This is a genomic window from Streptomyces aureus, assembly GCF_000725495.1.
Classification (GTDB): Bacteria; Actinomycetota; Actinomycetes; order Streptomycetales; family Streptomycetaceae; genus Streptomyces; species Streptomyces aureus_B.
On record NZ_JNZD01000105.1, the window covers coordinates 1 to 275 of the forward strand.

Genomic DNA, 275 nt, shown 5'->3' on the forward strand with positions numbered 1-275 from the left:
AGAGGGTGGGGCCTTCCTGGAGTGGCTTCCAGGTGGTGCCCTTCTTGTACTGGGCGGTGCCGGCGAACCTGAACGGCTGTCCCTTGCGGACCGGGTCGGAGGAGGCGTGGAAGCCGGTGATGCGGGTGGCGTAGCGGTAGAGGTGCACGGGCTTGGTGGTGCTGGTGCCCAGATCGGGGTTGCCGTTGAAGCGGGCGCGCCAGTAGGCGTCGGTGTCCGGTTTGGTGAGGGTGCGGGTGAACGTCTCGTCGAACAGGGGTTTGTTGTGGTGGATC

Annotated in this window: 1 pseudogene; it reads right to left on the reverse strand. The window is 66.2% G+C overall.

The window, feature by feature from the left end:
- Window positions 1-275: pseudogene (locus IO36_RS36165) on the reverse strand (hypothetical protein); the annotation flags it as partial.